The organism is Flavobacterium sp. RNTU_13 (genome assembly GCF_046614455.1).
Taxonomy (GTDB): Bacteria; Bacteroidota; Bacteroidia; order Flavobacteriales; family Flavobacteriaceae; genus Flavobacterium.
The window spans coordinates 448,447-475,238 of record NZ_JBKJHB010000003.1; the positions used below are offsets into that span (position 1 = coordinate 448,447).

Annotated in this window: 20 protein-coding genes; 5 read left to right on the plus strand and 15 right to left on the minus strand. The window is 40.9% G+C overall.

Annotation, left to right across the window (positions count from 1 at the left end):
- Positions 1-3: 3 nt before the first annotated feature.
- From ACLI08_RS10200 to ACLI08_RS10270, 15 genes are all read right to left on the minus strand, one after another.
- Positions 4-1,125, minus strand: a complete 1,122-nt coding sequence (locus ACLI08_RS10200; protein WP_411428383.1) for a sensor protein KdpD — start codon at positions 1,123-1,125, stop codon at positions 4-6.
- Positions 1,125-2,225 carry a porin gene (locus ACLI08_RS10205; protein ID WP_411428384.1) on the minus strand — a complete coding sequence of 367 codons (1,101 nt, stop codon included), beginning with the start codon at positions 2,223-2,225 and terminating at the stop codon, positions 1,125-1,127. The genes ACLI08_RS10200 and ACLI08_RS10205 overlap by 1 nt, the downstream gene beginning before the upstream one ends.
- A complete protein-coding gene (locus ACLI08_RS10210; protein WP_411428385.1) occupies positions 2,226-2,786 on the minus strand; it encodes a K(+)-transporting ATPase subunit C in 561 nt (186 codons plus the stop codon).
- Between the two features lie 15 nt (positions 2,787-2,801).
- Positions 2,802-4,841 (minus strand): potassium-transporting ATPase subunit KdpB, encoded by a 2,040-nt coding sequence (gene kdpB, locus ACLI08_RS10215; protein ID WP_411428386.1) that lies wholly within the window; start codon positions 4,839-4,841, stop codon positions 2,802-2,804.
- A 12-nt stretch (positions 4,842-4,853) separates the two neighbouring features.
- Positions 4,854-6,557: a potassium-transporting ATPase subunit KdpA gene (gene kdpA / locus ACLI08_RS10220; protein WP_411428387.1), complete on the minus strand. Its 1,704-nt coding sequence runs from the start codon at positions 6,555-6,557 to the stop codon at positions 4,854-4,856.
- A 3-nt stretch (positions 6,558-6,560) separates the two neighbouring features.
- Positions 6,561-6,638 carry a potassium-transporting ATPase subunit F gene (locus tag ACLI08_RS10225; RefSeq protein ID WP_411428405.1) on the minus strand — a complete coding sequence of 26 codons (78 nt, stop codon included), beginning with the start codon at positions 6,636-6,638 and terminating at the stop codon, positions 6,561-6,563.
- Between the two features lie 50 nt (positions 6,639-6,688).
- Positions 6,689-6,970, minus strand: a complete 282-nt coding sequence (locus ACLI08_RS10230; protein WP_411428388.1) for a hypothetical protein — start codon at positions 6,968-6,970, stop codon at positions 6,689-6,691.
- 192 nt (positions 6,971-7,162) lie between these two features.
- Positions 7,163-8,518 carry a sigma-54-dependent transcriptional regulator gene (locus ACLI08_RS10235; RefSeq protein ID WP_411428389.1) on the minus strand — a complete coding sequence of 452 codons (1,356 nt, stop codon included), beginning with the start codon at positions 8,516-8,518 and terminating at the stop codon, positions 7,163-7,165.
- Positions 8,519-8,702: 184 nt separating this feature from the next.
- Positions 8,703-10,031, minus strand: coding sequence for a TolC family protein (locus ACLI08_RS10240; protein WP_411428390.1), 1,329 nt, complete (start codon positions 10,029-10,031; stop codon positions 8,703-8,705).
- A gap of 89 nt (positions 10,032-10,120) precedes the next feature.
- Complete coding sequence (locus ACLI08_RS10245) at positions 10,121-12,553, minus strand: ABC transporter permease (RefSeq protein ID WP_411428391.1); 2,433 nt, start codon at positions 12,551-12,553, stop codon at positions 10,121-10,123.
- A 14-nt stretch (positions 12,554-12,567) separates the two neighbouring features.
- Complete coding sequence (locus ACLI08_RS10250; RefSeq protein ID WP_411428392.1) at positions 12,568-14,985, minus strand: ABC transporter permease; 2,418 nt, start codon at positions 14,983-14,985, stop codon at positions 12,568-12,570.
- A gap of 57 nt (positions 14,986-15,042) precedes the next feature.
- Complete coding sequence (locus tag ACLI08_RS10255) at positions 15,043-15,747, minus strand: ABC transporter ATP-binding protein (RefSeq protein ID WP_411428393.1); 705 nt, start codon at positions 15,745-15,747, stop codon at positions 15,043-15,045.
- Positions 15,748-15,759: 12 nt separating this feature from the next.
- A complete protein-coding gene (locus ACLI08_RS10260) occupies positions 15,760-17,211 on the minus strand; it encodes a S41 family peptidase (protein WP_411428394.1) in 1,452 nt (483 codons plus the stop codon).
- 60 nt (positions 17,212-17,271) lie between these two features.
- Complete coding sequence (locus tag ACLI08_RS10265; RefSeq protein ID WP_411428395.1) at positions 17,272-17,706, minus strand: hypothetical protein; 435 nt, start codon at positions 17,704-17,706, stop codon at positions 17,272-17,274.
- Between the two features lie 19 nt (positions 17,707-17,725).
- Positions 17,726-18,964, minus strand: coding sequence for an efflux RND transporter periplasmic adaptor subunit (locus ACLI08_RS10270; protein ID WP_411428396.1), 1,239 nt, complete (start codon positions 18,962-18,964; stop codon positions 17,726-17,728).
- A gap of 143 nt (positions 18,965-19,107) precedes the next feature.
- Here ACLI08_RS10270 and ACLI08_RS10275 point away from each other — a divergent pair, with 143 nt between their 5' ends.
- From ACLI08_RS10275 to ACLI08_RS10295, 5 genes are all read left to right on the plus strand, one after another.
- The gene (locus tag ACLI08_RS10275; RefSeq protein WP_411428397.1) at positions 19,108-20,454 is read left to right on the plus strand and encodes a sigma-54-dependent transcriptional regulator; all 1,347 of its coding nucleotides are present in this window, start codon (positions 19,108-19,110) and stop codon (positions 20,452-20,454) included.
- 5 nt (positions 20,455-20,459) lie between these two features.
- Entirely contained in the window at positions 20,460-21,788 is a 1,329-nt protein-coding gene (locus ACLI08_RS10280) for a sensor histidine kinase (protein WP_411428398.1), read from the plus strand.
- A 172-nt stretch (positions 21,789-21,960) separates the two neighbouring features.
- On the plus strand, positions 21,961-23,457 hold the full coding sequence (locus tag ACLI08_RS10285; RefSeq protein ID WP_411428399.1) for an ankyrin repeat domain-containing protein: 1,497 nt from the start codon (positions 21,961-21,963) through the stop codon (positions 23,455-23,457).
- Positions 23,457-23,942, plus strand: coding sequence for a DUF2271 domain-containing protein (locus ACLI08_RS10290; RefSeq protein WP_411428400.1), 486 nt, complete (start codon positions 23,457-23,459; stop codon positions 23,940-23,942). Before ACLI08_RS10285 ends, ACLI08_RS10290 begins: the two co-directional genes overlap by 1 nt.
- Positions 23,943-23,961: 19 nt before the next feature.
- Positions 23,962-26,145, plus strand: coding sequence for a PepSY domain-containing protein (locus tag ACLI08_RS10295; protein WP_411428401.1), 2,184 nt, complete (start codon positions 23,962-23,964; stop codon positions 26,143-26,145).
- The last annotated feature ends 647 nt before the right edge of the window (positions 26,146-26,792 follow it).

Genomic DNA, 26,792 nt, shown 5'->3' on the forward strand with positions numbered 1-26,792 from the left:
TTTCTAAGAAAGTATTACGAGGTCAATATCGCTGCTGGAAAGTTTATTAAGCAGCGACTTAAACACATTGGTAGACAAAATTACTTTAAATAAGTTTATGTGCGGCTTACCGATGCAAATGGTAGTAACCTTGCGGGCTTCGGCAGTGGCCATAATAGCCGAAGCTATACCGGCGCTTTCTACCTTAACAATTTCTGCTCCCAGCTCCATGGCAAGTTTATAATTATTTATAAGCAGGCGTTGCTTGTTAAGCGCTATTTTATCGGGGGCTTCGGCAGGGGTTTCTACATACAGCAAAAACCACTTGCTGTGGTAGTAATTGGCAAGCCTTGCCGTTTTGCGTATTACCTTTTTAGCCGTTACAGGATTACTGCTTATACAGGCCATAAAGCGCTCCTGCCTGCCTGTATAGCCCGTAACCTCGGTTTCTACCTTACGCTCTACCTGGCTGGCTACTTCTTTAAGGGCCAGTTCACGCAGCCTTAGTATGTGCTCTGACTTAAAAAAGTTAGACAACGCATAGGGTATTTTATCCTGGGTGTAAATTTTGCCTTCTTTAAGGCGAGTTATAAGCTCGTCTGCGGTAAGGTCTATATTTACCACCTCATCGGCCGCTTTTAGTACGCTATCGGGTATGCGCTCTTTTACTTCAATGCCGGTAATATCCCTTACATCATCGTTAAGGCTTTCTATATGCTGAATGTTTACCGCGCTTATAACATTTATCCCTGCATCAAGAATTTCCATAACGTCCTGCCAACGTTTTTCGTTACGGCTGCCCTCTATGTTAGTATGCGCAAGCTCATCTACCACCACCACTTCGGGCCGCAGGTTAATAATAGCCTGTACATCCATTTCGTCCAGATATTTTCCTTTGTAGAAAATAGACCTGCGCGGCACTACCGGAAGCCCGTCCAGCAATTCGTGGGTTTCTTTACGGTTGTGCGTTTCTATATAGCCTATTTTTATATCGATACCATTCCTGAGCAGGGTGTGCGCTTCCTGCAGCATACGGTAGGTTTTGCCTACACCGGCACTCATGCCGATGTAGACCTTAAACTTACCCCTACGCGACCTCTGAATTAAATCCAGGAAATGTTGCGCATTTGTATCTCTTTCTTCCATTAGAATGAAATTGCCAGTGCCGTAGTTACAAATGTATCTGTTGCCCTGAGATTGGGATTATTTACAAAAATATCGTCCTTACTGTTAAGCGTACGTGCCTCTACCCTCCATACTACATTGCTGTACATGTTGTAGTCAAAATTTACCGAGTAGCCCATAGTTTTAAACCCGTTAGGTGTACCTGTGGGGATTATAACCCCGTATTTATCGGCATAATATTCGCCCCTTGCACTAAGATTTATTTTACTGTTTACCGAATAGCGCGCTATAACCACCGGCGAATACCAACAGCTGTAACTTTCGCTGCCTTTTGCCTTTTGTTCTGCACCTATATCAAATCCGGTAATAAGGCCCCATTTATCCGTAAGCTGAAATATGCCGTAAAAATTATGGAAGTAACGCATACGCTTGTCCTCGTTAGGAAACGTATTACCCACAAACGAACTGCTGTTTAGCGTTACCTTATCTGAAGGTTTGTACGTAAGCTGATGCCCTACAGACAGGCTTTTGTTTCCGTCTGGCCTTTGTATACGCTGCCATCCGTTTAGCACAAGGCCACTTAAAAACCATCTGCCCGATGGCGATGTATAACTTAGCTTAGCACCACTTTCATAGTAAGGCGAGTTATCGGCCAGCATACTGCGTGTAAGGTTCCAGCAGTCTTTACCCACGGCACTTTCAAACCCTATGTGCGAGCCGAATATACCTGCGTCTAACCACAAATTTGCCGTTTTACTTACTTTAACCCCTGCATTGGCCTCGTATACATTTTTCATTACACCGGGTTCAGCAGACAGGTTTGCATTTGCATAAGTACCTGCCATAAGCGCAAGATTAGCCCTTACCTGTCCGTTATCGTAAGCGGCTTTTATAAAGCCAAGATTTAAGGCTACCTCATTATGCCTGTTATGCGAATAAAAAAACGCCGGGCGGGTGTTGTTTACGGGTTCATTAAAATCGTATGCGTAGTAAGTTTCTATGTAAGCACTAAGTTTAAGTCCGGCTACTTCGGGCTGTGGTAATACTTTAATGCTGTCGTTTTGTGCTATTGCTGCACTGCCTGTTGCTATAAGTGCAGCAATGGTTAAAAAGGTTTTCATTTATTGTAGGTTGTCTATTGCTAAATTAAGTTTTAATACGTTCACTTTTGCAGGGCCCATGCAGCCAAGTAACGGTTTTTCGGTAACATCGTTTATGACTTTAGTCACAGCGGCCGCGCTAAGTTTACGGGCTTTTGCCACACGGGTTACCTGTACCGTAGCCGCTTCCGGAGAAATATCCGGGTCGAGGCCAGAGCCGCTGGCTGTAACCAGTTCGGCAGGGACTTCTTTTTTGTCCACGCCCGGATTTTTTAATAAAAAGGTATCAATTCGGCTTTGTACTGTTGCCAGGTATTCCGGGTTAGAAGGCCCTTTGTTGCTACCACCCGAACCTGCTGCATTATAGTCTACCGCACTTGGGCGCGGCCAAAAGTATTTATCCTGTGTAAAAGCCTGTGCCACATTAGTATGGTAGCGTTTACCATTAGCTTCGGTTATAAAGCCATTACCCTTATTAGGTGCTAACTGTGCCACGCCCCAAATACCTACGGTATAAACACCCGAGAAAAAGAGGGCACAAAACAGGGTTAAGCGTATAGCGGGAATTATATATGTTCTCATTTTTGTAGAAATTTATTAAAAGAATACCGAAACCAATACGTCTATAATCTTGATGCCTATAAAGGGTACTATAACACCACCTAAGCCATAGATAAACAGGTTACGCCTTAGCAGTGCCGATGCCCCTATAGGTTTATACGTTACGCCTTTCAGCGCCAGCGGAATCAATATCGGGATAATGATAGCGTTAAATATTACAGCAGATAGTATGGCGCTTTCTGGGCTGTGCAGTTTCATAATATTAAGCCCTTGCAGTGCCGGTATGGCGGTAATAAACAACGCCGGGATAATGGCAAAGTATTTAGCTACATCATTAGCTATACTAAATGTTGTAAGCGTACCACGGGTCATAAGCAGCTGCTTACCTATCTCCACAATTTCAATCAACTTAGTAGGGTCGTTATCAAGGTCTACCATGTTACCGGCCTCTTTTGCTGCCTGTGTACCACTGTTCATGGCTACTCCCACATCGGCCTGGGCAAGTGCGGGCGCGTCGTTAGTACCATCGCCCATCATGGCTACCAGCTTACCGCGTTGCTGCTCTGCCTTAATGTAGTTCATTTTATCTTCGGGTTTAGCTTCGGCAATAAAATCATCTACGCCTGCCTTTTCGGCAATAAATTTGGCCGTAAGAGGATTATCGCCGGTAACCATTACTGTTTTTACACCCATTTTACGCAGGCGGTCAAAACGTTCGGCTATACCTGTTTTTATAATATCCTGAAGCTCTATTACCCCGAGTACTTTTTCGTTTTGGGAAACTACCAGTGGCGTACCACCATTACCCGAAACTTTTTTAACCACCTCAGTTACCTCATCCGGAAATGGATTACCCGCTTTTTCAACAAGGTTCCTTATGGCATCAAACGCTCCTTTGCGAATGCGCACATCTCCAAAATCAATACCTGAGCTACGTGTTTCGGCTGTAAATTTTATAAAACGTGGGCTTTCTACCTTAAACGCATTTACCTCTACACCTGCCAGCTCTATTATGGATTTACCTTCAGGGGTATCATCACTCATAGAACTGAGTACGGCTGCTTTTACAAAGGTTTTTTCATCTATTCCGCTTACGGGGTGGAAATGTGTAGCTTTACGGTTACCTATGGTTATGGTACCTGTTTTATCCAGCAACAATACATCTATATCCCCTGCTGTTTCTACTGCCTTACCTGATTTGGTAATAACGTTGGCACGCAGTGCCCTGTCCATACCGGCTATACCAATGGCCGATAACAAACCGCCTATGGTAGTAGGTATAAGGCACACAAATAATGATATAAACGCTGCAATGGTAATAGGAATGTTAGCATAGTCAGCAAACGGCTTTAGCGTAACACAAACAATGATAAACACCAGAGTAAATCCTGCAAGCAGAATAGTAAGTGCTATTTCGTTTGGCGTTTTTTGGCGGCTGGCTCCTTCTACAAGGGCTATCATTTTATCCAGGAAGCTTTCGCCTGCATTAGTGGTTACCTGTACTTTTATTTTGTCTGAAAGTACTTTTGTACCGCCCGTAACCGAACTTTTATCGCCTCCTGCCTCGCGTATTACCGGTGCACTTTCGCCTGTTATGGCACTTTCGTCTATTGTGGCAAGCCCTTCTATGATTTCGCCATCGGTAGGTATTATGTCTCCCGCTTCGCAAATAAATACATCGCCTTTTTTTAGCGTAGACGACGGCACTACCTGTATCTCATCCACATACATTTCGCCCACAGGCTCTACTTTTTTAGCCGGAGTTTCCTCGCGGGTCTTGCGCAGGCTATCGGCCTGCGCCTTACCGCGGGCTTCTGCTATGGCTTCCGCAAAGTTGGCAAACAGCAGCGTAAACAGCAGTATTATAAATACCGTAAAATTGTACGCAAAGCTACCCTGGCTGTTTTCGCCCATAAGTACCCAAATGCATACAAACAGCATTATGGCAGTACCTACCTCAACCGTAAACATTACGGGGTTTTTAATGAGCGACGCGGGATTTAGTTTAATAAACGATTGTTTCAATGCCTGTTGCACAAGTTCTTTTTGGAACAGGCTTGTATTTTGACTTTTCATTGTTGTTGAAAATTAGTGGTATAATGAAAAATACTCAGCTATAGGCCCCAGCGTTAGCGTAGGGAAGAAAGACAGCGCTGCCACAATAAAAATCACGGCAAATACCATAAATCCAAAAGTTGAGGTGTCTGTTTTAAGTGTACCGGCACTTTCCGGCACATACTTTTTAGCTGCCAGTATACCGGCTATGGCTACAGGCCCTATAATGGGCAGGTAACGTGCCAGCAGCATAACAATACCGGTAGCTATGTTCCAGAACGGGGTATTATCGCCCAGGCCTTCAAAACCACTACCGTTGTTAGCCGATGATGAGGTAAACTCATACAACATTTCGCTAAAGCCGTGGTAACCCGGGTTAGCCAGCCAGCCGGCATACGCCTCAGGATTGCCTGAGTACAGGTAACTTGCCATAGCGGTACCTGCCAGTATAAGCAGCGGATGCAGCAACGCAACCATCATGGCTATTTTCATTTCCTTAGCCTCAATTTTTTTGCCCAAAAATTCCGGGGTACGCCCCACCATAAGGCCACTTATAAACACTGCCAGTATAATAAAGATGTAAAAGTTAAGGAAACCTACTCCTATACCACCGTAAAAGCAGTTTACCATCATACCCAGTAATGTGGTAGCACCACCAAGCGGCGTAAAGCTGTCGTGCATGGCATTAACAGACCCGTTACTGGAACAGGTGGTATATGTAGCCCAGTTAGCCGAAGCTACCGCGCCAAAACGTACTTCTTTACCTTCCATACTGCCTGTGTGCTGCGCAATACCCATTTTGCCAATGGCTGGGTTACCACCTGTTTCGCCCATTATGGTAGGTATAAGCAGCAGCAGGAAACCAATGGTCATAACTCCGTAAATGGTCCAGGCGAGTTTCCTGCGTTTAAGTACGTGCCCCAGCGCAAAGATTAGCGCAACAGGAATAAGCACAATACTAAGGTTTTCTACAAGGTTAGTAATATAGTTAGGGTTTTCCATAGGGTTGGCACTGTTAGGGCCGTAGAAACCGCCACCATTTGTACCCAGTTGTTTTATAGCTACAAAGGCTGCTACCGGGCCACGGCTTACATCTTGTGTTTTGCCCTCTACTGTAGTAATGTGGTCTTTCCCTTCAAAAGTCATCGGGGTACCGTTAAATACTAATATGGTAGCTATAACAACACATATAGGTAACAACACCCTTGTAGCCGACCGTACAAAAAAGCTGTAAAAGTTACCCAGTGTGGCAGATGTTTTCTCTTTCATGGCCATAAACACCACGGCACAAACCGCCATACCGCACGCAGCACTAATAAACTGCCACAGCATAAGGGTAAGTTGGCCTAAGTAACTTAGTCCGCTTTCACCGCTATAATGTTGCAGGTTTGTGTTAGTAATAAAGCTTACGGTGGTATTAAACGCCAGGTCCATACTCATTGCCGGGTTCCCGTCAGGATTTAGCGGCAGCCAATCCATATTTAGCAACACAAACATAGAAAGGATAAACCACACAAGGTTAATGACTAGCATAGCGCTAAGGTGCTGTTTCCATGTCATTTCTACCTTATCGTTTATACCTCCAAGTTTAAAGAACAACCTATCTATGGGGTTAAAAATTTTATCGGCCCAGGTAGGTTCATAATTAAATATTTTTCCAATGTACCTGCCCAGCGGTAGTGCCAGTAACAAGACCAGCGCGTACATTACAACAATTCCTATAATTTCGCTGTTCATGGATTAAAATTTTTCTGGTTTTACAAGTACATAGCACATATAGGCAAATACCAAAAGGGCTATTATAAAAAGTGCAGTCATGATTCTTTATTAAAAAAGTTAAAGATTAAAGGGTTGGAAAATTATTTGCATTAAACACCCGAGGCGTTTATCTGCGCTACATATTCTCTTTTAAGCGAAGGAGGAAAAAGCTTAGATACAGTACAGTTTCTTATTTCCATAAAGGTAGATACCGAGTACACGTAAATGCCGCCTATGGCATTTCGGGTTTCGGCGTTGCCGTTTTTAAACAGCAATTCGGCCATGTCCAGGCATTTTTTAGCCCGGCTTACCTGACCGCTTCGTATAAAGCTCTTGGTAAGTTCTGCAAATTGTACAGCCTTTGTGGTGACTGTTTTTACATGATTTTTCATTTTGAAAGTATTTGTTTTCGAATACCTTAATGCCAAAATGAATGCCTGTTTTTAAAAACTAAAAACAACTAATTGAAAAACAGCTACATAATCTAAAACTATGAGCTATGCCAAAACAAAAACCCTATCATTTTGAAAGGGATATCCTTATCAAAATGATAGGGTTTTTAATAAAACGCCTGTATGTTTAGATTATGCTATTTTGTATTCTTCTATCTTTCGGTATAAAGTGGCTATGCCAATACCCAGTAAGCGAGCTGCTTCAGCCTTATTACCATTAGTATAATTAAGCACTTTTTGTATCTGCACTTTTTCTGAAGCGGCTAATGAAAATGCTGACAAGGTTTTGTCTTGGTTATTACCTGTAGCGGCTGTGGCTTCGTTTACTATATCAAAGGGCAGCGTGTTTACAGTCAGCATATCAGACGTTTCAAGTATTACACTACGCTCTATAACATTTTTAAGCTCGCGTATGTTACCCGGCCACGTATGAAGTTTTAGCGCCTGTAAATAATCAGGCTGCATGCCTTTTAACTGCCTGCCTGTTTTAGCATTAAACGATTTTATAAAAAAATTGGCAAGCAAATCAATGTCGGCTACACGCTCACGCAGTGATGGTAATTTTATTTGGAAAATAGAAAGCCTGTAATATAAATCCTGCCTGAATTTTCCAGCCTCAATTTCGCTGAGTAAATCCCGGTTTGTAGCGGCCACTATCCTTACATCTACCTTAGTAACCTTACTTTCGCCTACTTTTATAAATTCACCTGATTCGAGAACACGTAGTAGCTTGGCCTGAAGGTCGAGCGCCATTTCTCCCAACTCATCTAAAAAAATGGTACCGCCATTAGCCTCCTCAAACAAGCCTTTTTTATCTTTCATAGCTCCGGTAAATGCCCCTGCCACGTGCCCGAACATTTCACTCTCCAGCAAATCATGGCTAAAAGCAGCGCAGTTAATGGCTACAAAGCCTTTGCTCTTACGGGTGCTATTTTGGTGAATGGCGTTTGCAAACACCTCCTTGCCCGTACCGGTTTCGCCGGTAAGCAATACGGTAGCATCGGTAGCTGCTACGCGCTCTGCCAGCAATATGGCTTCCTTTATAGCTTTAGAGTTTCCTATAATACCATCAAACGAATACTTTTTTTCCAGGCGCGACTCTAAGTGCGCCACTTGCTTACTAAGTGTAGCCTTTTCTATAGCTCTGTGTATAAGCGGAATAATTTTATTATTATCGTCGCCTTTAACTATGTAATCAAAAGCACCATTTTTTATTGCCTGTACACCATCGGGTATGTTACCATAAGCCGTTAAAAGAATTACCTCAGCATAGGGAGCTTTTTCCTTAATGATTTTAGTAAGATCCACGCCGTTACCATCCGGTAGTTTTACGTCACACAGCACCACACTAAATTCCTGTTGTTCCAGTTTTTTAATCCCGGTACGGCAATCGCCTGCCTCGGTAACCTCAAAGCCCTCCAGGCGAATAATGCGTGCCGTAAGTGTGCGCAGTTTTTCTTCGTCGTCTATTATAAGTATATGTTGCAAGGAAAGTATATTATGGTATAAGATTTAGCAAAGTTATTATAATTTGGGCAGCCGTAGCAGAAAAAAATTGCGGGTTAGATTAATGCCATTCTTCCAGGCGCACGCTCATAAGGGGCAAAATAAAAGGCACGCCGAAAAACGGCGTGCCTTTCGCATTAGTATCAGAAATAAAGTGTGAAATAATCTATAGTTGGTACAGCTGCAAATACTGGAGTTTTATATTGGCATGGGCGGCCGTTATACGTGCTTTTAGCAAGTTGTACTCTGCCATAAGCAGCTGGTTTTTAGAAGCTGTAAAGGTTATTGCATCTACAATACCACTGCTGAATTTAGACTGCGTTGTGGTAAACGACTTTTCGGCAAAACCCCGTGTTACCTCCATTTTGTCGGCAAGTTCCACCCCCTGTAAGCGACGTGCATCTTCCTGCTCTATGGCCTGCTTTAGTTTTAGTTTTTCCTGTTCGTAAGCTACTCTGCTCTTTTCAAGGTTAACTTTAGCCTGCTGTACTTTGTTAGACGTTTTTAATCCGTTAAACAACGGCACAGCAAGTTGTAGCCCCACATAGTGGTTTTTATTATCATTTAGCTGTTTCCAAAACGGGTTTACCGATGGATTACCCGGCTGGTTTAATGGCTGGTAGTAAAATGATGAATAGCTATAATATGCAGAAAGCGTGGGCAGGGCCAGGTTACGCTGCATACTGATTTCTTTTTTAGCTACGCTCTCAGAGTACCCGGCTGCCTTTAAAGCAGGAGCATTTGTAAGTGCTTTGGCATAAATTTGGTCTACTGTTAAAGGTTCTGCCGGAGCCGTATATACCTCGGCAGCCAGTACAAAATCATCTGGGTTCATATCGCTTTGGTTCATAAGATGTAGCAACGTAAGCTTTTGGTTATACAACTGCTGGCGGGTTTGCAGCATTGTATTTTCTTCCTGGCTGTAGCTTGTTTGCATATCGTACAAATCGCTTTTAGGGCGCTTACCTGTAGTTACTTCCTTAGTAACCCAATCCAGGTTAAAAGTGGCATTATTAAACTGGTTTACCTGAATTTTTAGCAACTCCTGGCTATACAATGCCGTTATATACTGGTCTATTACAGACTGTGTATACTCCGCAGCAATAGCATCTTTATCTGCAGTAGCTTTAAGCACCGCTATTTTATTTCGTCTTGCCGTGGTAAACGTATTCAGGTCGAGTAAGGTTATGCCGGCATTTATGCTAAAGTTGTCGCTTAGTATTTTACTGGAAACACGGTTGTTTGTAGAAGGGTCTATAACAGAGCCTATATTGTAGGTGTGGTTACCTGTAAAATTTACAGTGGGCAGGTACTCTAAAGCCGGGCTGCGGTGTACTACTTCGGCACTTAACACTTCAAGTTGCTTTAGCTGGTAATTAGCCGAACTCTTAAGGCCGGTAGCCACGCATTCTTTAAGGGTAAGCACCTTTTGTCCGTGCACTACCTTAAGGCTCAACAACAACAATAGCACCAGCAACGCTTTTATAATTTTCATGACATGTAAAAATAAAGTTGATAGAGAACCGCCTGCCTAAACTATGTAAAACGGCAGGCGGATACTTATAAAAAAATAAAAAACGCCAATTATTCGTATTTAAGATACTTTACAACAGGTACACGGGTGGCATTATACGCCCTGCCCAGCACTACAAACAGCGTTAGGATTAACAAAGCTACAAACCCTGTAATAAACGGAATAAAGCTGACGCTGATACGGTAGGCAAAGTCCTGCAGCCATTGCTGTAGCAGTAGCCATGCCGGAAATACCGACAGCACAAAACCTATGGTGCAATACAGTACATAGTGCCAGGAAATTTCGCGTAACAGTTTACCGGTACTGGCACCCAGCGTCTTCCTTATGGCTATTTCCTTCATGCGGCGCTGTATGCTAAATGATGCGAGTGCAAATAAACCAAATAATGCAATTATCATTACCACCGCATTTAACAGAGTAAATAAATTACGCTGCAATACATATTGTTTAAAAGTACGCGCGTAGTTTTTGTCTACAAAATCGTAGCTTAAGTCAAAATCAGGGTCTACGTCTTCTTTCCAAAGGGCTTCTATAGACGCCAAGGCTTCCTGCATATCTTCCGGAGCAACTTTTATATAAATTGAGTGCGCGTTTTGCAACATTCCCGGGAGCGTTTTGTAATAGGTAAACGCCATAGGTGCTATTTTGCGCTGCGGACCGTCTACATGAAAATCCTTTACCACGCCTATCACTTTAAGATACTTCCCCTGATCCCAGCGTATGGATTTGCCCAGCGGATTTTTCTCTTTCATCATGGCGGCAGCAGTTTCATTTAAGATAACCGTGTTTACTGAGTCAGATGCCAGTTTTTCAGAGAAAAGGCGGCCTGTTTTCATCTTTACGTTCAGCATATTTAGCACGCCGTAGTCTACCGCCATATTTTGTAAAGGCATCATTATCTGGTTGTAGTTGTAGGCCGTTTCAAAACTGTTGCCACCCCCTATACTCATAGTACTTACGCCCACGGTTTGCACACCTTTAATTTGTAACAACTGCTCTTTTACGTGGCTGTACTTTTGCTCCAGCTTTTCACGGAATCCTTCTTGTTTAAAATCGTATGGGTTACGGTAGTAAATCTGCACAATCTGGTCGGCTTTAAAGCCTGTATCCTTGCTAAGCATATAATTTACCTGGCTATACACTACGTAAGCACCTATGGTAAAAAACGACGCTATGGCAAATTGCCCTACGAGCATGGCATTACGCAGCCAGGTTCCTTTTTTACCCCTTATAAAATTACCTTTCAGTACCGAAATAGTATTAAATTTAGATACATAAAGCGCAGGGAAAATACCCGCGGTAATTACTACTATAACAAATATTATAATCAACTGCACATAAAATACTGCACTGTTTAACTCTAATGATTTGTTTAAAAAAGCATTGTAATACGGCAAAGACAATTCTACTATAACCAGTGCTAATAACACGCTTATAAACAGTGTAAAAACCGTTTCGGCTATAAACTGCGCAATAATATTTTGGGTAGAGGCACCCAGTACTTTACGCACGCCCACTTCTTTGGCACGCTTAATGGCATTAGCGGTAGCGAGGTTAATATAGTTAGCCACTGACATAACCATTATAAGCACAGATAAACCCACCATTATAATCAAGAACTTATAATTGCCACTCTGCTCCGGCACATCCTGTGTAATGGTGTTTAGCCTTAAATCTGCTACCGATACTACTGAAATCTTTGCTGTGCCAAAACGTTTAACGTAATCCTCAGGGGTTATACCTGCATTTTTGGCAAACAGCAACGTGGTATTCTTATAATATAAATTCTCTATTTTCTTAGCCACTAAAGCAGCATCGTCAGGGTTCTTAACACGTACGTACATCCCGAAGGTAAAATACCCCCACTGGTGCTCGGTTTCTTTAAGTTTTGCTTCTATAATGCTTGTTACTGCATCGGGCATAAAGGCAGACTTGCCCTGTATGTGGTATACCCCTGTTACAGTAAAATTGTTACCTCCATATTTAAGCGACTTGCCCATAGCACTATCTGTACTGCCAAAAAGCTTTACTGCTGTAGCTTCGCTAAGTGTTATGGTATTTGGCCTAAGCGCTGTAGCGGGATTGCCTTTAACGAACGGATGCGGAAAAAAGCTGAAAAAATTAGGCTGTGCATCGGCTATTTTGGTACAATGTACTTTAGTACCATCGGCCTCAAGTATATCGTCATTATACCACGTATTTACATAGCAGTACGACGTAATTTCGGGAATCTCTGTTTCAATGGCTTTACCTACCGGCGATGCAGTAGACCCCCATACCCTGCCCTCGCCAAGGTCTGTTACAACAAACAACGTGTTGTCTTTATGAGGATTCCATGCATCGTAAGCGTGTTCATCGTTCCAATATAGTATGGCGAATATAAGCCCCGCCACACCTATAGCCAGCCCAAGGACATTCAGCACGCTGTAAAACACATTTTGCCGAACCTGCTGCAGGTATATTTTTATCCAGTTTTTTATCATGATGGTGTGTTTTTTTATTCGTACTTAAGATATTTTACAATGTGTACACGGGTTGCAGCGTAAGCGCGAAGCAGTACCACACACAGCGTAAGCAACATAAGCAATACAAAACCTACTATAAAAGGCCACACCGAAATATCTATACGGAAGGCAAAGTCCTGCAGCCATTTGTCCAGCAGGTACCATGCGGGGAATACGGCGATTATAAAGCCTATAGTACAAAACACCACATACTGGCGCGAAAGAGCAGATAGTAACGATGAGGTATCGGCACCCAGGGTTTTGCGTATGGCGATTTCTTTCATACGCCTTTGTATGCTAAACGATGCCAGGGCAAACAGTCCGAATATAGCTATTGAAATTACCACAAGGTTAAGAAGCGCAAAAAGGTTACGTTGGCTTACAATATCCTGATAGGTGCGGGCAAAGACTTTATTTACAAAATCATACTCAAACGGGTATTCGGTATCTACCTTCGTATTCCAGAACTTTTCTATATCGGCAATGGTTTGCTCCATATTTTCAGATGAAACTTTTACATACACCGTATTCATATTATAAGACATCCAGTCGACTGTTTTAAAATGAAAGAACGACATGGGCGGAATCTGTGCCTGAGGCCCATACATATGAAAATCAGATGTTACCCCTACAATCCTCAGTTTTTTATCATTCCAGTTTACAACCTTACCTACCGGATTTTTTTCACCCATCATCCGGGCGGCCGTTTGGTTAACCATCATGGTTTCAACCGTATCTATAGCCGATTTTTCGCTGAGTTTCCTGCCCCGGGCAAGCTTTATGCCCATCATGTCCAGGAATTCAAAATCCACTGCCATATTCTGCCCCTGTACGTTTTTATTGTTATAGTTAAAACTGGAGCTGCTCGAAGCACCGTCGCCTAACTTAAATGCGGCACCCGATACCGCTTCTACACCTTTTATTTTCTGAAGTTGTTGTTTTACCGCCTCGTATCGGCTAAATATTACCTTGGCGTCCGGGCTATCTGCTTTACGGTAGTTAATAGCTATAACCTGGTCGCCATTTAGGCCAAGGTCTTTGGTAGTCATGTAGTACACCTGCTGGTAAATTATATAAGAACCTATTACAAAAAATGCTGCAATGGCAAATTGTAATACAAGCATGGCATTTCTTACCCAAACACCACTTTTGCTGCGGCTAAAGTTCCCCCTAAGCACTTTTAGGGTTTCAAAATTAGACAGATATACCGCCGGGAATACGCCTGCTACTGCAATTACAATTAAAAATATTAGTAGTAACTGCCAGTAAAAAGCCATGTTTGCCATGCTAAGATTTTTATTAAGGAACGAGTTATAGTACGGTAATGCCAGTTCTACAATAACAAGCGAAAGCAGCAACGCGCTAAATGTAATTACGGCTGTTTCAAATATAAATTGCGCCACAATATTACCCTTAGCGGCACCCAGTACTTTACGTACGCCCACTTCCTTAGCACGCTTAATGGCGTTGGCCGTGGCAAGGTTAACATAGTTAACAATAGAAAGCACCAGTATAAGTACAGATAATCCCATCATTATAAGCAGGAAACGGTAGTTGCCACGCCCTTCAGGATAGCTGTCTGCAGTTATAGAATGTAAACGTGTAGTGGCTAAAGACTCTAAAATAACCTTTTGTGTACCATTCTTTTTAATATAATCTTCCAGCGACAAGCCCTCGTCTTTGGCGTATTTTTTGGTACGGTTGTCTAAAAAAACCTGCTCTATTTTCTTTTTTACGTTCTCTGCATCATCCGGATTCTTTAGTTTCAGTAATAAACCGAAATTAAAGTTGCCCCACGAATCCTGATTTTCTTTAAGACGGGTTTCATAGATGAGGTTTGTAACCGCCTGCGGTTTAAACGACGAGTTACCCGGTATTTTGTATACACCACGCACCACCAGTTTCCTGCCGCTGTAGCGTACCTCTTTACCTACAGCATCTACAGTACCGAAAAGGCGCTGGGCTACGTCCTCACTTATGGCTATACTACCACTGTCGGGTAAGGCATTTGCTATATTCCCTGAAACAAATTCGAAAGGAAAAAAAGAGAAGAAATTCTTCTGGCTGTCCAGTATCTTAATTTTCTCCTTCTTTACGCCGTAAGATACTATTTCATCATAGTACCATGTGTTTAGGTAAACGTACTCGTCTATCTCAGGCATTTTGTCCAGAAAACGTGCCAGCGGATATACGTTAGTAGACCAAATCATATCTGGCCCCATGTCGTTTAGCACCTGGTACACTTTGTCTTTTTCCGGGTTCCAGCGGTTGTACGACTGCTCGTCGTTCCAGTACAGCATGGCAAAAATCAGCCCTGATATGCCCAAGCTTAAACCCAGGGTATTAAGCACCGTAAAAAACAAATTATGGCGTACCTGGTAGGTAAATATTTTTATCCAGTTCTTTAGCATGATGAAATCTATCTGTTGATTTTATATTTGATTGATGATAAATACAGTAGAAACTGCCTAACTGTTTACAAGTATATCTACCTTACGTGTATTTTGCCTTTCGCTCAGTACCATACCGTCTTTCATAATTATGGTGCGCTGCGAAAACGACGCATCGTGCTCAGAGTGGGTTACCATAAGTATTGTAGCGCCGTTTGCATGCAGGTCTGTAAGCAGTTCCATAACCTCATTACCGTTACGGCTGTCCAGATTACCGGTAGGCTCATCGGCAAGTATAATTTTAGGATCGTTTACCAGCGCCCGGGCTACCGCCACCCTTTGCTGCTGCCCACCCGAAAGCTGCTGCGGATAATGCTTAAGCCTGTGCGATATGGCAAGCCTTTCAGCTATGGCCTCTACCTTTTTTTTGCGTTCGCCCGCAGGTACTTTATTATAAATCAGAGGGAGTTCTATATTATCATAAACAGAAAGCTCGTCAATCAGGTTAAAGTTTTGAAAAACAAACCCTATGTTTTCCTTCCTTATTTTGGAGCAGGCCGCCTCATTAAGCCCGTTAATTTCGGTACCCAGCAATTTATAACTGCCGCCACTTGCCGGGTCTAAAAGCCCCACTATGTTTAAGAGCGTACTTTTTCCGCAACCCGAAGCGCCCATTATGGTTACAAACTCGCCTTGTTGTACGTGTATTGACACATCGTTTAAGGCTTTAGTTTCTACATCTTCTGTACGGAATACTTTTGAAAGGTTGTTTATCTGAATCATGGTATTTTTTAGTTATTGATTATTCATTATTTTTTCTGCAAAATCTATCCAATCATATTGTGGAATATCAGCGTCCATATAAAAGTCTGGCTGTATGCCTTTATCATCTATGGCCATATCGGGGATGCGCCTGCTTTTACTAAGGCAGTAGCCCAATTCAAAGTTACCGTCTGGCGAGTTTACAAAATACATATTAGATATATCCAGCACCCCCATAGTAGTAGTACCATAAAGCTTAACCTTGCGGCTTTGCTTTGCCGCCAGTAAAAACTGCTCTGCAGTACTTCCGTTACTACCGTTTATAAGAATTGCCACATTTTCCGGATAGCGGTATATGGTGTCTTCCCGTTGCACAAAAACCTTATCATCATACATTCCTACAAATTTTCCCAGGTTATCATTCAGTTTTTTAAGCCGCTCTGTTATTACTTTCTTGTCCTGTTCTAAAAGTCCTTCCTCTTTAAGCCACTCTTCATATCTTCTATTATTTAAGGGTGTAGACAAAAACTCCGTAGGAATAATACGTATGGGATTGGTATATAGTAAGGGTATAATATTGTTGTAGCTGGAATCGCTTCCGCCGCCGTTACCTCTTAAATCAATGATTAGGTTTTTAGTAGCGGTTAGGGCTCCTTTATTAGCATCAATTATACTGTCTATTATTTCTTTTTGGTTGCTTTCAAAAGATGGTATACGCATATACATTGTTGTTTCCGAATATTTTTTTAAAGCAGCACCATTAGTACTAATTAGGTTCAGATATTTATTTAGCACCTCTGAATCCTGTTTCTTAATATCTTTCCGAGTTAATAAAAATCCTTTATCCAGTAGCAAGTGGTTATATCCTATTAATTCTGCCTTATCAAATTTATAATCAAAATAATTTCGCAAATAAATTACCCCTTTATAAACGTTAGTCTTTTCATTAATAGAAAATCTTAACTTTATTTGTTTTTTTTGCCATGGTGTACCACCACCATCAACAATAAATCCTACGTAACCGGTTTCTTTCTTAACTATAGCGACGGTATATGGCGCCATAGTCCAGATACCTTCAGGCGTAGTACCATCAATCTTTGCCATATACTTTTCTAACTGCTTATCTGTTATGGCAAATTTTTCCCAGTCATTTCGCACAGCTAATTTTGGAGCTTCACCTTGACTTGCTGTAGTTTCATTTTCGTTAACATTAAACGAAAAATGTGCTTTTCTAAAAAACTTTAACCAGCTAACTATTGATTCAGCACATTTGTCCTTATCAGTAATATCGGCTATTTGTGCTAATGTTTCTTTATTCAGGCGTTCATATTCAGAATTCCCTTTCTTGCTTATTACAAGAGAAAAACCGGCATCATTTTCTTCAAATGTCTTTTTTACCCATTTAAAATTTTCGGTACAATTACATTCTTGCGCCTGTAGCGAAAATGTTAAAGCGATACAAAAAAATATGATTAACTTTTTCATAAATTGGTTTTGATTGTGTTTTGTTTTGTGATTTGATTTGATGATGATTGAGCTCCTTTTTTAAATTGGAGTAGTAACCCAACTGCATTTATAAGATCCTTTTGTTTCGTTACCTTTAAACATTACTTTGTAGGTTTCGCCTTTTTTTAGCGTGATTACTGCTGTTTTGGTAGCATTGGCATCAAAGCTAAGTTCTTCAGCCGGTGTTTCGCCTGCTAAAAAAATTACATCCAGTGTACCCTTTTTCACCGCTGCCTCACAAGTAAATGTTACGCTCATGTCCTGCTCTGGTTTCATTAGAATGTAGGTAACTCCGTTGTAATACCTGTAATTGGCTTTGGTAAAATTGTCTCCATTACTGTTGCTCCAACCCTCATAACCTGAAACCGAATCCTCAAAAAAAGTACCTTTAACGTTTAACACTAATGATTGCTGCGCCTGTAAAGTAAGGCATCCGAAAACCAATAATATGCCGGCTAAAACTGTTCGTATCATAATTGTATGTATTTAGTTATTATTCAATGTTCAAAACTTTAACCTCTTTGTAATCATTATAATTACTGGTAATTACCTTCTCGCCCGCCTTAAGTCCGGAAAGCACTTCATTGTATACCGGATTTTCGCGGCCCAGCGTAATTTCTTTCCTAACTGCTTTATTTCCGTTTACTACAAAAATCCATTTACCTCCGGTAACATCATCAAAACTGCCGCGCGGAATTACCGTAGTTTTAGCTTTTTCGCTAAGCATAAGCCTTACGCCAAAACTCAGTCCCTGCTCTATGTTAATGGGTTTATCTGTCACAAAATTCAGCTCTGCAATAAAGCGCCCTTTTTTAACCTCAGGGATTACCTTTGTTACCACCACATTTAGCTCCTCGCCTTTATAATCTATTTTACCCTTTTGGTTCGCAGCTACGCGTGGCAGGTAAAACTCATCTATTTCGGCTACAAGTTTGTACCCCTGCATAACATCTATTTTACCAATGCTTTCGCCCGTGGTATAATTTTTACCCAGTACAGGCTCAAAAGAGGTTAACCTTCCGGTAAGTGGTGCGGTAACCAAAAAGTTTTTCTTGTTATTCCTAAGTATATCAAGGCTCTTTTGCATAACAGCGAGTGACTGCGCCATTTGGGCCGACTGCTGGCGGTTAGCAGCCTTTTCGCGCTGCATGGTTTGCTGTATTATTTTTTTGCGCTCTTTTTGAAACCTGAAATTTTCCTGGGTTTTTTCCCACTCGTTTTTGCTCAGTATTTCCTGCTTGTACAATTTTTCATTCAGATCGTACAGATTTTTAGCATCCTGATAATCGTGCTCTATGGCTATCAGGTCTTTAGACATGCTAAGTTCCTGGTTGCTTAGGTCCAGCCTAGCCTTATTCAGGTTGTTTATCTGTTCTATAATAGAAGTTTCCTGTGTCATGTAATTAAGTTCGCTATTGGGGTTGTACAGCCTTGCGAGAGGTTGGCCTTTTGTAACCATATCTCCGTTTGACGCAAATATCTCTTGTATAGAACCTCCTTCAACAACGTTTAATAATGTAGAGCGCATAGGCTCTACGGTAGCCTGAAATACAATAAAATCTTCAAAGTAGGCCGTCTCTACCGTTTTTATACTAATTTCAGATGCCTTTACATTCAGGCTTCGTTCTTTTGTAGCTACAGTATATCCTGCAAAGCCCAATGCTAAAAAAGCAGGTACAGCTATCAGCAGGTATTTATTTTTTTTACTTTTACGGGTAACAACAGTGTCCATTATCGTTTTGTTTGGCATACATAATAACAATATTGTGCCATGCATTTAAAATTTATAAAACACTGTTTTTCACAACTATAAATAATTACCAATTTTCCGTAAGTGTCCGATATCGGACACTTTTGTCCGATACCGAACAGTTCATGAAAAAGACACAGGCTTCCATATTAATAATAGACGATCAGGAAGACATACTTTTTGCTTCTAAAATGGCGCTTAAAAAACATTTTGAGCATATTTATACCCTTGCAGAACCTAAAAAAGCCATTACTTTATTAGCCGAAAACGAAATTGACGTGGTTTTGCTGGACATGAACTACCGCATAGGTTTTGAAGACGGACGCGAAGGCATTTATATGCTAAGGGAAATTAAAACGCTGTCTCCTAACACACTTGTTATACTTATGACAGCGTTTGGTAAGGTAGAAACTGCCGTAGAAGGGCTTAAGCTGGGAGCTTATGACTACCTCCTGAAACCCTGGGATAATGATAAACTACTTGAGGTAGTAAAATCGGCTGTAGCCGAAAGCAGGAAAACACGGAAAAAATCAGAGAGAGATAATAACACCGAACGCTTTTTTACCGGAGAATCAGCGGCAATAACAAAGGCGTATAACCTGGCCGGTAAAGTAGCTAATACCGACGCTAACGTACTGATACTGGGCGAAAATGGTACAGGTAAGTATGTACTGGCGCACTATATACACACGCACAGTAACCGCGCGGCAAAACCGTTTGTACACGTAGACCTGGGCGCTTTAAACGAAAATATTTTTGAAAGCGAACTATTTGGGTACGCAAAAGGCGCCTTTACCGATGCCAAAACCGATACCCCGGGCCGCTTTGAGCTTGCCGAAGGTGGCACCCTTTTTTTAGACGAAATTGGAAATGTGCCGCTACACCTGCAATCTAAGCTGCTACAGGTAATACAAAACCGACAGGTTACACGGCTGGGAGAAGGGAAACCACGCCCTGTAAACGCGCGGATTATTACGGCTACCAACCTGGACTTAAAACAGGAAGTTAACGCTAAAAATTTTAGGGAAGACCTTTACTACCGTATTAACACCATGTCTATAACGCTTCCGCCACTGCGTGAGCGCAAGGAAGACCTTATTCCGCTGGCAGAGTTTTTACTGGAAAAAATGGGCGACAAATACGGTTACCCACCATTACAGTTTGCCGATGATGTAAAACCCATGCTGCAAAGGCACAGCTGGAGCGGTAACATCCGAGAAATGGAAAATCGTATTGAACGTGCTGTAATATTATGCGAAGGAAACACCATAACGCTGGCCGATCTTGATTTAGAAACCATAACTGAAACCGCCACTACCAGCGATGCGCCCCTAAGTGATATTGAGAAAAACACTATTGTGCGTGCGCTGCAAAAACATCACTATAATGTGAGCCGCGCTGCAGATGAATTGGGGCTGTCGCGTGCGGCACTGTACCGTCGCATGGATAAATACGAAATTGGTAAAGAATAAACGGCATGAAGTCACCTTCCTTTTACACCTACTTATTGTTTCGGCTTTTGGCTACACTAGGCGTAGCTACAGCCGGTGTATTTTGTCTTAGTAAGGCATTATATTACACTGCTTTTTTTTGCGGATTATTAGTTTTGGTGCTTTTACTAGAACTTTTTAGCCACATTAAATCCTATTTTTCGTTTTACGACAAAACCATAACCGCGATTTTAAACAACGACTTTTCATCCAACTTTGGCGCTTCTGAAAAACATTCGGGTTACGCGAACCTGGTAAAACTTTACGATGTTCTTAAAGATAGGCGTCATGAAAAAGAAACGCAGGATATCATTTACCGGTCCATACTAAACAGTATGGAATCAGCTGCTATTATATTGTACCAAAATAACAACGAATGGGAAGTGTTTTTTATAAATGATTACTTTAAGCGCTATTTTGAAGTACCATCGGTTACACGGTGGAAATACATGGAAAAACACCTGCCGGCATTATTTAACCTGGTAGAAAACCGTGGTTTTCAGGACATACGTACTTCGGTACAAATAAAAACACCCGATGGCGAAAGCCAGGCCTTTATGTTCCAAAGTGCAAGGTCTGTAACCTTTGGAAAAGTGTACTATACCATATTGCTTGATTCCATACAAAATGTGGTGGCAAAACGCGAAAAAGATGCATGGATAAACCTTATGAAAGTAATTTCGCATGAACTTATGAATTCGGTTACGCCTATACGTTCGCTTTCGCAAAACCTTGATGAACTGGTACAGCAGCCGCAACTCTCCACAGAAGATATTGCAGACATAAGGCAAAGTGTAGGCACTATGATTCAGCGCAGTAACCACCTGCAGAATTTTATAGACAGCTACCGCAAGCTGGCTATGCTACCCTCTCCTGAAAAGAAGCCTGTAAACCTTACACTGCTGATTGCGCAGGCACTGAAGCTGATGCAGCCTGTTTTCAAAGAAAAAGATATTACAATAATTAATAACGTAAAGGGTGATATGACCGTAATGGCCGATGAGCTGCAAATAGAACAACTATTTATAAACCTGCTTACCAATAGCCTTTATGCCACTGAACAAACTATTGAAAAAGAGATAATAATAAGCTCAGCAGAAAAAAACGACCGGCTGTTTATTACCATATCTGATTCAGGCCACGGTATAGATAAAGAAATTGAAGACAAGATTTTCTTACCGTTCTTTACTACAAGGAAACAAGGCAGCGGCATTGGGCTTACACTTTCTAAAAATATTATAGAAGGCCACGGCGGTTATCTTAGCTACAATGGCACTGAAAACCGCACGCAGTTTACTATATGCTTCATAAAATAAATTGAAAAAATATTATTTATAATAATTCTAAATAAATTATTTGGTTGTATATTTGCGCTGTCTGCGTTTACCGCAATAAATTCCTGTATTACCTACACTTTGCAGCGTGTTTGCTATTGTGTACGTATTTTTACAGCATGGTTTACGTCAACCCGGACCCAAATACTTTACCATGAAAAAAACATTTTTTACGGCTCTGCTGTTAGCGGCATTCTTTGCTAACGCACAACAAAACAACACACTTTTAAACGCCGACTTTTGGAAAAAGTCACCGGATATTACTGCTGTACAGTCTGAGATAGCTAAGGGTGCTAACCCTTCAGAATTAAATCCGAATGCCTTTGACCCTACCGTGCTTGCAATTAATAACGATGCACCGCTTTCCACAATAAAATTTTTACTGGAACAGCAAGGTAATGGTGTTAATAAAATCACCCATGACGGGCGTACGTACCTGCACTGGGCAGCCTATAAAGGAAATAGTGAACTTGTTGACTTTCTAATACATAAAGGATATGACATTAACCTTGAAGATAGCCACGGTAACAGCCCCTTGGCTTTTGCAGCATCAAATGGGCTCGCAAATATCCAGGTCTTTGAAAGCTTTTTTAAAGCAGGTATTGCACCAAAGAAAAAATATGCTAACGGCGCTACGCTGCTAATGCTTTGCGCACCAAACGATAAGGAACTTAAAGTTACAAACTATCTTGTGAGCAAAGGCTTAAGTGTAAAAGACACCGATAACAACGGAGCCACGGTATTTGATTACGCCGCCCGCACAGGAAACATGTATAACTTAAAATCTTTTTTAGCAAAAGGTTCTAACGCTACCGGAAACGCACTTATCATTGCCGCACAAGGGGCACGCCGCAGCAGCAATACTATAGAGGTGTACCGATTTTTGGTTGAAGAGCAAAAACTTAAGCCAGCATTTACTTCTAAAGAGGGGTACAATGTATTACATTACCTGGTTAGGAAGCCAAACCAATCTGAAATAATTACGTATTTCCTGGAAAAAGGTGCAGAAGTAAATCAGCCAAACCTAGACGGCAATACTCCATTTATTATTGCAGCGGGTGCTAAAGATTTGCAAACATTGAAATTGCTTTTGCCTAAAGTTAAAGATATAAATGCTGTAAACAGCAAAGGGCAGTCGGCGTTGACAAATGCCATAGCATTCGGCAGTACAGAAATTGCGGCGTTGTTAATAGACAGTGGCGCGAATATAAATATCACCGATAAAAGCGGTAACAACCTTGCCTATTATTTGATAGAATCGTACAGGCCCGAAAGAGCTCCGAAAGGCAAAAGCAACGAGCAGGATGATTTTGACAGCAAGCTCAACCTTCTAAAGGCTAAAGGTTTTAATGTTAGTATCCCACAAAAAGACGGTAGCACATTATTACATCTTGCAGCAGCGAAAAATGAGTTAGCACTGTTTAAAAAACTTGATGGCATAAAAATTGACATCAATGCAAAAAATGCTGCTGGGCTTACAGCGCTACACAGGGCCGCGCTAACAGCTAAAAACGATACTGTGTTAAAGTATTTATTAGAAGCGGGAGCTAATAAAGCCGTAAAAACAGACTTAGACGAAACAGCATATGATTTGGCCAACGAAAACGAGTATTTAAAAAAGAATAACATATCAATAGAATTTTTAAAATAATGAAATCACTTTTTAAAAACATAATAGCAGTACTGGCAATCGGGCTAGCCTCTATGACTGCATCGGCACAGTCGGCAAAATACAAATGCATGCTCCAAATGAACAGCTATAGCGGCGAAGGTGCTTATATAGTAGTATCATTAATTAACCCAAAAGGTCAATATGAAAAAACCCTTTACGTAATGGGCGACGACAGGAAGTGGTACAAAAGCCTAAAAGAATGGCACAAATCGCAGATTAAAATGCCTGAAAACATCAGTGCTGTTACAGGAGCATCAGCTAACGGTGGCGATCGTAGTGTTACTACGCTGGAGCTGGACGAAAGCAAAGTAAATAAAGGATACAAAATACGTTTTGAGAGTGCTGTAGAAGACCAGAAATATTATACTACAGACGCTGAAATTCCTCTAACTACAGATGGACTTTCTCAAAAAACCGAAGGGAAAGGTTACATAAAGTTTGTAAAACTCAGTAAAGTAGAATAATAGCAAAAACGCCCGGTTAATGACCTTATCTGTATGGCGCTACGCCCATCTTTTGCTCGCTTTATGCTCTAGCCTGTTTCTTATATTGGCATCAGTTACAGGTATTATTTTAGCGGCTGATACCATAGCTCATAAGACCGAACCGTATCGCGTAGCGCAATTCAATGAAATTACCTTGTCGCAAAGCCTTCCCGTTTTGCGACAAAAATATTCTGAAATCAGCGAAATAAGCGTAGACCATAATGGCTTTGTTACATTACAGGGTATGGACGCCAATGATAATGATGTTAATGCCTATGTAGATCCGCTTACAGGAAAAATATTGGGAACACCACATAAAGAGAGTGCTGTCATTAAATGGGTTACGTCATTTCATCGATCATTATTTTTACACGAAACAGGGCGCATATTTGTAGGCATTAATGCGTTTTTACTGTTGCTAATTACTATTTCGGGAGCTGCATTAGTATTAAAAAGACAAAAAAGTTTTAAACGGTTTTTCGCTAAAATAAGTGATGAAAGTTTTTTGTCGCGCTACCATGTATCTGGCGGCAGGCTTGCACTCTTACCTATATTTATATTATCATTTACAGGCACTTACCTTTCTTTGGATAGGTTTCATTTTTTCGGCGAAGAAAAAATACAACATAAAATACCAGTACAGCATATAGAAAACAAAAGGCTTGATTTGGCAAAAATGCCGGCTTTTCAAAACATATTGCTTGCTGATGTTACAAAAATAGAATTTCCGTTTACAGACGACCCTGATGAGTATTACACAATTAAGCTAAAAGACCGTGAACTGGTTGTAAACCAATTTAATGGTACTGTTTTAAGTAATTTCCCCTATAGAGCCACTACAGTCTTTGCAGATTTGAGCTTAGAGTTGCATACCGGACGTAGTGGCATAATTTGGGCAGTAATCCTATTATGCTCGTGCTTCAGCATCCTGTTTTTTATATACTCCGGATTTGCAATTACGCTAAAGCGTCGAGCTGTAAAAATAAAAAATAAATATACTGTCCAGGATAGTTCTATTATATTACTTGTAGGATCTGAAAACGGCGGTACCCTGCGATTTGCCGATGCTATACATAAACAATTACTTTCTGCCGGTGATAAATCGCATCTTTCATACGCCAATAATTACCAAAAATACGACAATGCAACTCACATTGTAATTTTTACTGCAACACACGGGCTCGGCGATGCTCCTGCCAATGCAAACAGACTACTACAGCTACTAAACAATATTGAACAGCCAAACATAATTAAAGCATCGGTTGTCGGATTTGGCTCCACTAACTACCCTGATTATTGTGGTTATGCGAAAAAAGTACACGATAAGCTAAAAAATAAAAAATGGGCTAAGCAGTCGCCACTACACACAGTAAACAATAAATCGCTGATTGAATTTACTAATTGGGTAAAGAAATGGTCTGAGGAAAATAACATTCCCTTAGCTCCTACCCCTGCTATTTACGATAAAAAACCGACTACACTTAAAAACTTTACGGTTATAGATAAGAAATCAGATAACGAAAGTACTTTTATACTAACGCTTAAAGGGTCAAACTTTTTACGTTTTACATCGGGTGATTTGCTCGCTATATATCCGTTAGATGACAGTACTGAACGACTGTACTCTATTGGCCGAGTTAATAATAATATACAGTTGGTCATTAAGTTACATGAATATGGTATTGGCTCTAATTTTTTGAACAACTTAAATATTGGAGACAATTTTAAAGCAAGTGTTGTAAGGAATACCAGCTTTCACTTACCTGAAAACAAGTCGGTAATAATGATTTCTAACGGAACAGGGATAGCACCATTTTTAGGGATGTTCACCCAAGGAAATAAAAAATATAACTATCAGCTATATAACGGTTTCAGGAGAGAAACAAATTTAACTGCGTATTATAAAAATATAGCCGTGGCTGAAATGCAAAAACATCACCTGAAAGGATTTCATTTTGCATTTTCAAGGCAAATAAATAAGATGTATGTAATGGATCTGATACGGAGAGACGCGGATTATTTTATAAATCACCTTGTAAACGGAGGAATTATAATGTTATGCGGTTCCGTTGCAATGCAATTAGACGTAGAACGCGAATTAGAAAGTATCTTGAAAAATAATAATTTTGAATCCCTGACCGAATTCAAAAATAGAGGACAACTAATAGCAGACTGTTACTAGTTATTTATAAACAAAATATTTTTACCGTTAACAATATCGTTAAGTCTAGTTTCATATTCCTGGGTATTGAGAAAACGAAGCGCCATATTAATGGCGTCGAAAAAGTTAGCTATAAAAACATAGAATTTACACAGTATAAACAATACTATATTTTTAAAGCTAACAGGAATGAAAATTGGCTTCGGTACACTTGGATAAAGTTATGGGATGATCGTTGTAAAACATTGATGATTAAAAACCAATACAAGCCACAATGATAAATAGACCCAGAGATATGAATACTTGAAGGAAGCAATCAAATGGCAAACCCTGGAATATCGCTATTAAAAATCCATTTAAAGTTAACGTGATATTTAATTTGTTCCTTTAGTAAAGGGAACTATAGTCACTTGGCGATCTTATGGAAAATCTGTAGAATTAAATTGAAAGAGGTCTTCGAATATCATAAACGCTAAAACCGTATACCCTTCAACAGGCCCTAGTGCATTTGGGTCAAAAGCCAAAATTGCAAATGGTTTTTGTACCGTTTCAGACGTATGCAGCTTTAAAAAGCTCAAAAAGAAGAGCCGTTCCGATTACCTCTTTATTGTGATTTTCCAAGACAGAGTTACCATCATTTCAGTTGGCTTTAACTATATACAAAACGA